The organism is Daejeonella sp. (assembly GCF_044232565.1).
Taxonomy (GTDB): domain Bacteria; phylum Bacteroidota; class Bacteroidia; order Sphingobacteriales; family Sphingobacteriaceae; genus Daejeonella.
Genome location: NZ_JBIILQ010000152.1, coordinates 1 through 6,836, shown reverse-complemented (window position 1 = coordinate 6,836; position 6,836 = coordinate 1). Strand labels below are relative to the sequence as shown.

The following is a 6,836-nucleotide window of genomic DNA, read 5'->3' as shown; positions in this document are numbered from 1 at the left end:
AGAAGTAAATTTCTTTTGAGATTCGATGCATCAGCAACAAATACAATCAGTTCAGGATAATCCGGATTATTTTTATCGGCAAGTGCATCCATAACGATGCTTTCGTCCCTACTTTTGGGATAAATGCTATAAGTGCCGGGAAGATCTGTTATTTGTGCTGTGCAACCATCAGCATGCTTAAAAAAACCAATTTTCTTCTCAACGGTAACACCTGGAAAATTACCAATCTTCTGGTTTAAACCGGTAAGAACATTAAATAAGGTTGATTTTCCGGAGTTGGGGTTACCAACTAATGCAACTTTTAAATCGCCGGCCACTGGGGATTATTGCATAATGATGGTAGAAGCTTCTTTTTTGCGGAGGCTTAACTGATATCCAGACACGGTAATTGCCATTGGGTCACCAAGTGGTGCTAGACGCTCAACTACAATGGACTCGCCTGGTAAACATCCCATTTCCATTAATTTAACAGACATTTCTAAATCCGTAAATTCTTTGATAATGCCCGTTTGCCCTGGTAGAAATTGTGAAAGCTTCATATCCCTGTCTAAATCTTAAACAAAAATAAAGCTTATTTGAATTAATTCCAAATAAGAAAATGTAATTTTAATAAAGCAGAAGAATTTACCTTTTAATAGACTGATTACCAGGGTACTGTGATTTTATAAATCGTGGGCAATCGCAAGATTTTTTAAATATACTGCAAGAGCTCATGCAGATTAAGAAAACCAGGAAAATTGCCTTGTAACTATTTCTCATTTGCGTGATTTCTATGTAAAAATATATAACCAAAAATACCCATTCCTACGCCAATCATATCGGAAAATAGGTCCCACCACTCTGCAGAGCGATAGGTAAATACAGAATATTGAAGTACCTCGATAGCTGCCCCAAGAAAAAGGGTAATAAGCAATATTTTAAGAATAGTTAATGCACGATAATTATAACTCCCTTGTTCTTTTATTTTACCGTGAAACAAGAGTACAGTTAACACAAAAAAGAAACCAGTATGTGCCAATTTATCAAAGCCTTCAAAAAATGTAAAACTATCGGGTGAAATATCTGAAGAAGGCATTTCACAAATAATGACTACAAAAATGGCCCATAAAATGGACAGATACTGGTATCTTAACGTTTTTAGCATTAAACTCCGATCAGCGTTTTATAGTCGCCAGAACTTAATAACTCTGCAACCTGAGCCGCATCAGATATTTCAATTTTAACCATCCATCCATCACCATAAGGTTCGCTATTTACTAGCTCCGGCTTGGCATCTAATTTTTTATTTATCTCAAGAATTTTACCACTAAGAGGCATAAAAAGATCTGAAACTGTTTTTACTGCTTCTACAGTACCAAAAACATCTTCACGACTCACTTCTTTACCTAACGTATTGATGTCTACATAAACGATATCACCCAATTCATGTTGAGCAAATTCAGTAATACCAACATAAGCTTGGTTACCTTCAACGCGTATCCACTCGTGATCTTTGGTGTATTTTAATTCTGCAGGAAATTCCATTTTATTCTCTTTTTAATTTTATTTTACAAAAATACTTTATTTGATCACACTTCCAATTAATTATGGATTTTTGAGGCCGATAAGTAGAAATTGTTCAGGATTGCGCACAAACCTAAAGCTTAAATTTTTTAGGCTTATAGGTTAAACCTTAAATTAACCCCAAAATTACTAAATGAGGTATTAAATGTTTGAGATGTATAAGGCTTGGTGATGTTCCCATCATAAAATACTCTCATCGTAAAGCGCTGATTTAAAACATAATCCACCGATGGGCGTACAGTAATGTTCTTTGCTCCCGATGAAACTTCGGCTTCATCGATATCGGCACGATAAATCAATAATTTACGGTCATTAAGTGCAAAGTCAAGCTTGAAGTTCATATCATTATCGAGCTTTAGTGATTTAAATAATCCGAAAGGAAAGCGGAATTCGGTAGTCCGATAACCCATTCCAATTACTGCTCCATTTTCATTCTGCTGAGCAAGCTGACCATTTGATAAACTGAAACTCAATGCCCTTGATTTACGGTATTCTAAATTCAATGTCATGTTGTTTTTGAGTCGCACATCAACACCGATAAGCGGTAAAAACTGCTCGAATAGGGTAATTTGCGAGAATTGATAAAACGGCAAGAAGTTCCCATTGGCATCTCTAACATTTACACCACCATTAGCCTCCTGATATCTCACTAAAGAGTTGAAGCCGTTAACCGTATACGTTGACCGATAGGCATGATTTATATCAATGGAGGTAAAAATATCGCTTAGCACAGGAAGCTTATTTAAACCATTATAACTCAAACGCCAATTCGGAATTGGAATTTTAGGGAAGCTATTCAAAGAAAATGTATTTGCATTTTTACCAGTATATGCCGCTAAGAATGAGGATACTAATACATCTTGCGAATTTTTATTATAGCCATCGGAAAATCCAGCTGCTGTGCCTGCAGAGTTTGGATTTTGCGCTCCAAGCCTTTTCGAAATAATTATTCTATTTTCTTGAAACTGCCTAAACAAGGTAGAGGAATTAGTGATTTTATTCTCTTTGCTAAAAGCTGTTAACAAAGTAAAATAGGACATGGTATAATCTCCAGTGGTTACCGGACTTAAGTTGTCGAAACTATTGCTAGATGGTAAGAATTTGAAATTGGTTGAATAATTGAAGCTTTGGCTCTTAATGGCTGTTAGTTCAATTCGTAAATCACGAACAGGCTCCACCAAACCTCTAAAGTTCATATCCTCCTTAGACGTAGTAATGTATAATTGATTCAATAGTGAGTCTCTGGTAATCCACCCTCCCTGCAATGCACGTCCTCTAATATCATTCTGGCTACCCAAAAGAAAGTCGTAGCCCGGAGCTCCGGTATTATAATCCTGCCCAAAAAAGTTAGTCTTTGGCAAATACCCTGGCAGGAAAGTCCCCTGCGTTCTGGTATAGGCACCACTTACATTTTTCAAGCTCGTTAGCATATTTATCAGGAATGCGGCTTTCGATTTTTTATCGGTTCCGCTCATATTTCGAATAAAGCCGAATTTATTATAAAGTCCTACCAAACTTAGGGTTGGGTTAATCTGTATAGTACGTGAATTTTGGATATTATTTCCAATGTCAATACTTGGATCATTTAATGTCAGCAAAGGCTCTGTTTGCCAATTAAAACCTGCGCCATAACGTGCAGCGACGGTAATCCAATCGAAGCCCGGAACTTTATTGATCGGAACATTATAGGTAAGGTTCATCGTATGCCCATAATCTGTAGTCCTACCAAGTTTCTTTAGGTTCTCCCAAAGTGTGTCACGCTTCAGTCCGTTAATACGACCCTCAGGCTCATCAATTACCGAATAATTGGTCGCATTGAAGTCGATTTGCATCGATCTGGTAAGGTTCCAACTAATGCCATAAATACGTGACATCTGGAAATTCTTATTAAAATTGGTATTGATTGGCAAGAAATTATTAGGATCGTTATTTCTAAGCGTATTTTCTGAATACAAACGATTTACATCAATACTAAAATTAAGGATTGACGGCAAAAGGTTAAAATTAAAATCACGTATAAGTCCCAAGCTCTTCGACTTAATTAATTTCTCAAATGGTGTAATTGGCTTCGCCTGACTAGAAAAGCTATACTGTAAGCCCGCACGATAGGTTTTCTGAATATTGTTTTCATTAATAAAATCCCTATGACTAAACTCATTGAAAGCATAAGTAGCACTTAAGTTTTCAATATCCCAAGGGCGTGATTTACTAGAAGGATTGGTTTTTATTTTACGAACATTTGTAAAGTTTATGCTCTTGCGGGATGTAAAATCTTCGGTTATAAAACGAATGGAGTCCTTTTCCTGCTTGCTAGCATTTGCAAGGGTAGTTTTAAACTCGGTATCTCTATTTCGAGGATCATACTGTGGTGAGCCTATTTGAGTAGAGAAATTGACAAACATAGGCACTTTTATACCCGATTTCACTGGGAAGAACTTACCAAGTTCCATATTCCCTGAAACATCAAATAACACATTATCTTCACGGTTACGCTCACTAACTCTACGATCAATTGAACCGAAGCCGAAGGTACTTTTACTTCCAGAAATGGTGATATCAGCAAAATCGGCAAGCTTTGCATTCATACGTGCCGTTGCTCCCCAGCCACCACCTTCATCAAAATCGGTAAGCCTGAGTTCATTAAACCAAATCTGCGCCGATTTATCAAGACCATCATCCAGCCCACGGTTGGCTTCATTTCGCAATGGATTTCGAACACCGAGCATATAAACACGTACTCTACTTAGGTCGGGCTGACCTTTTACTGTGATGATATTCACTCCATCCTGATAAATAAAAGGAACATTTATTGGCCATGGTTGCCCCTGGAATTTGGCTCGATTACGTGCAGCCTTAGCTTCAAGTAACAACCTCAGCTCCACATTTAATTTATTTTGCTCAGGCCAGATAAGTCCCGGGTCATTAGTCCCCGGATTAGTCACTTTTAGCGGAACATCATAATCGTAGTAATTATCCTGATTATCTGTACCAACCCTTAAAAAGGCACGTAAATCATTGTCTTTTACCTGATTACCTTCAGCATGAATAAACATTTCCATGCGTCTATAAGAGCGAAAATCATTGGATGTAGTTCGGAAAGTTGCGCGGCCATAGCCATCTCTTAAATTTTTAACATTTAGGGCGAGCGACTGCTCATTTTGGCGTGATTCTCCTCTAAAATTGGTGAAATCAATCTCTCTAGTAATTCCCGGAGGAAGCACGTAAGGAATTGGCGTACGCTTACCATTTTCTTCGATATTTACTGTGCTTATATCAACAGATGAATTGTCGAGCCCCGGATTGTTTAGTGCTGGGTCAGAAATAACTTTCGCGGGACTATTCTCAGCATTGTACTTGCGCCATTCGCCACGTACTAGTTGCAATTTAGCCATACGCATGATGGCGGTGTCTGCAAAATCTGTGGTGAACATCCTAATAAACCTAATCGATTTAAAATCCTCAATATTCCCCACTTTCTGAATGTAGTCGGTGATTGGTATTTTAAACTGAATCCAACGAACCGACTCCTGCTTACCATTGGCAAGCTTTACTGTTGTTGTAAGAATATCCGAAATAAAATTGTTGCCAACAGTCTGTAAATCTTTAGGGCGAATCGACAGTTTATATTGAAAATACTCATCCGCCAGCGTAGAATTATTATCCCGGTTAATATCCTCCCCATCAGGGAAAGACGTGGCTGCGGTGTTTTCAATCCCTGTCTGGTCTATCGACTGCTGTTGTGTTTTGGAGTTCCCCTCGGTATTATTATACTTTTCGTATCTTTTTAGTATTCCAGCATTCGCCTGATCTAGGTTAGATCCACGATAATATTGAAAATCATCTGATGCAGGGTCGGATTCCAAATCAGTGGCGGCCTGAGGAGTCAAAACAACTTTCGTTTGGTTTAAGAAAGTGCTAAACTGCTGACGTTCATCCACCGAGCTAATTCCATCAATACCAACATCTTGATACTGTCTGGCAGTAGGATTATTATCAAATGCCTGAATAACCGGCTGAAGTTTCGGCACTCTACCCCAAATAGTTGGATCTGTTTTTGTGGAACTGCCATCTGGCGCTAGCCCGTTTTCTAAGGCTTTACGTCCATCCTTCAGAATGTCTTCACTGATATTTCCAAGGTTGAAATATAAATCACCACCCTGACTATTTGTTTTATAGATGAAAGGATCAAGCATCCAAATCTCAATAAATTCGATATTCAGCGCTTCAAAGTCATTCGTGTCAAGCTTCCTAAATACACCGCCCCATCTGCTTTTTGGATTTGCCAGATTCCCGCTTGGCGTTAAACCTGTGCTTGTAAAGTTATAGGGGCCACGAGTATTCGGATAATAGGCGAGGTCGAAGGTAGGTAAGATTATCGCTTGGCCTGTATTAGACTCTTTAAAAGGAAATACCTCACGCTCAAACACTTGTCTCACATAATGATTTGACAATTCACCTTTATCTCTCTTTATATTATCGGGGGTAAGTGAGTTGCCAGCGATGAAAAATATAGGATCAATATTGTAAAAAGCTAGTCGTGCTCTATTAAAACCATAGGCAAGATCATTATTAAAGTTTGATTCCGGGAAAAACTTCGGTGTTCCGGATATCTGCCAAGAGATTGCACTCTTGATATCAATTAAGGACCTACTCGCTTCAAAATCATCAAGATAACTCGCACCGTTTGTGCTACCAGCAAAATTTAAGGCTCTCGGATGACCCGGAATAAATTGAGCATATTCGCCCGAAAAGGTTATGCTTGAAGGCTCTTTAGTATTGATAAATGGAATTTTATCAACCATCCGGGTTAGCCATCTCGAAGGAGAGCTATAGTTTACGTCAAAGCCCCAAATGGTATTTGAAATCGCTTCTTCGCCATAGTTCACCTTTTGTGTAAGTGGCTTTTCGGTAAGGTTCATGAACGTTCCCCCCAAATTTAGCTTATCACTTACTTTAAAATCAAACCTCGAGCCGGTGAGCGATCTTTGCTGCATCCCAAAAAGCTCATTATTCTCCATTTTGATTCTAATCTGCTGACCAGAATTCAATAAAGCCTGATTTAAAATTCTAACTAGACCAATATTATAATCAACCGTAAAATCCACTCCCTCTTGTAAGGGCAAAGTACCTGCAATAACTTGTACCGATCCCTGCGGCACATTAATGGAATTAAGCTGAAACTCAGAACCACCCTGAGATTGGTAAGTACCTCGAATTTGATACCTATTCAGCTTTGCAAACAACTGCTGCGCAATCACCTTTGTTGAATCGTA

The 6,836-nt window shown here is 38.5% G+C and carries 5 protein-coding genes; all 5 read right to left on the bottom strand.

Annotated features, from left to right (window positions below; all coding sequences use genetic code 11):
• Positions 1-317, bottom strand: a 317-nt coding sequence (locus tag ACILQF_RS08995; RefSeq protein ID WP_395627084.1) for a FeoB small GTPase domain-containing protein, incomplete at its 3' end; no start/stop codon positions are given.
• Between the two features lie 6 nt (positions 318-323).
• Positions 324-539 carry a FeoA family protein gene (locus tag ACILQF_RS08990; protein ID WP_090700273.1) on the bottom strand — a complete coding sequence of 72 codons (216 nt, stop codon included), beginning with the start codon at positions 537-539 and terminating at the stop codon, positions 324-326.
• A gap of 209 nt (positions 540-748) precedes the next feature.
• The gene (locus ACILQF_RS08985) at positions 749-1,144 is read right to left on the bottom strand and encodes a VanZ family protein (protein ID WP_395627083.1); all 396 of its coding nucleotides are present in this window, start codon (positions 1,142-1,144) and stop codon (positions 749-751) included.
• Complete coding sequence (gene gcvH / locus ACILQF_RS08980) at positions 1,144-1,524, bottom strand: glycine cleavage system protein GcvH (RefSeq protein ID WP_395627082.1); 381 nt, start codon at positions 1,522-1,524, stop codon at positions 1,144-1,146. Before gcvH ends, ACILQF_RS08985 begins: the two co-directional genes overlap by 1 nt.
• Before the next feature lie 134 nt (positions 1,525-1,658).
• Positions 1,659-6,836, bottom strand: a 5,178-nt coding sequence (gene sprA / locus ACILQF_RS08975; protein ID WP_395627081.1) for a cell surface protein SprA, incomplete at its 5' end; no start/stop codon positions are given.

What these genes read in the sequence shown, in the direction of transcription:
- ACILQF_RS08990 (WP_090700273.1), bottom strand. Translation starts at nt 539, where the DNA reads ATGAAGCTTTCACAATTTCTACCAGGGCAAACGGGCATTATCAAAGAA.
- gcvH (WP_395627082.1), bottom strand. Translation starts at nt 1,524, where the DNA reads ATGGAATTTCCTGCAGAATTAAAATACACCAAAGATCACGAGTGGATA.
- ACILQF_RS08985 (WP_395627083.1), bottom strand. Translation starts at nt 1,144, where the DNA reads ATGCTAAAAACGTTAAGATACCAGTATCTGTCCATTTTATGGGCCATT.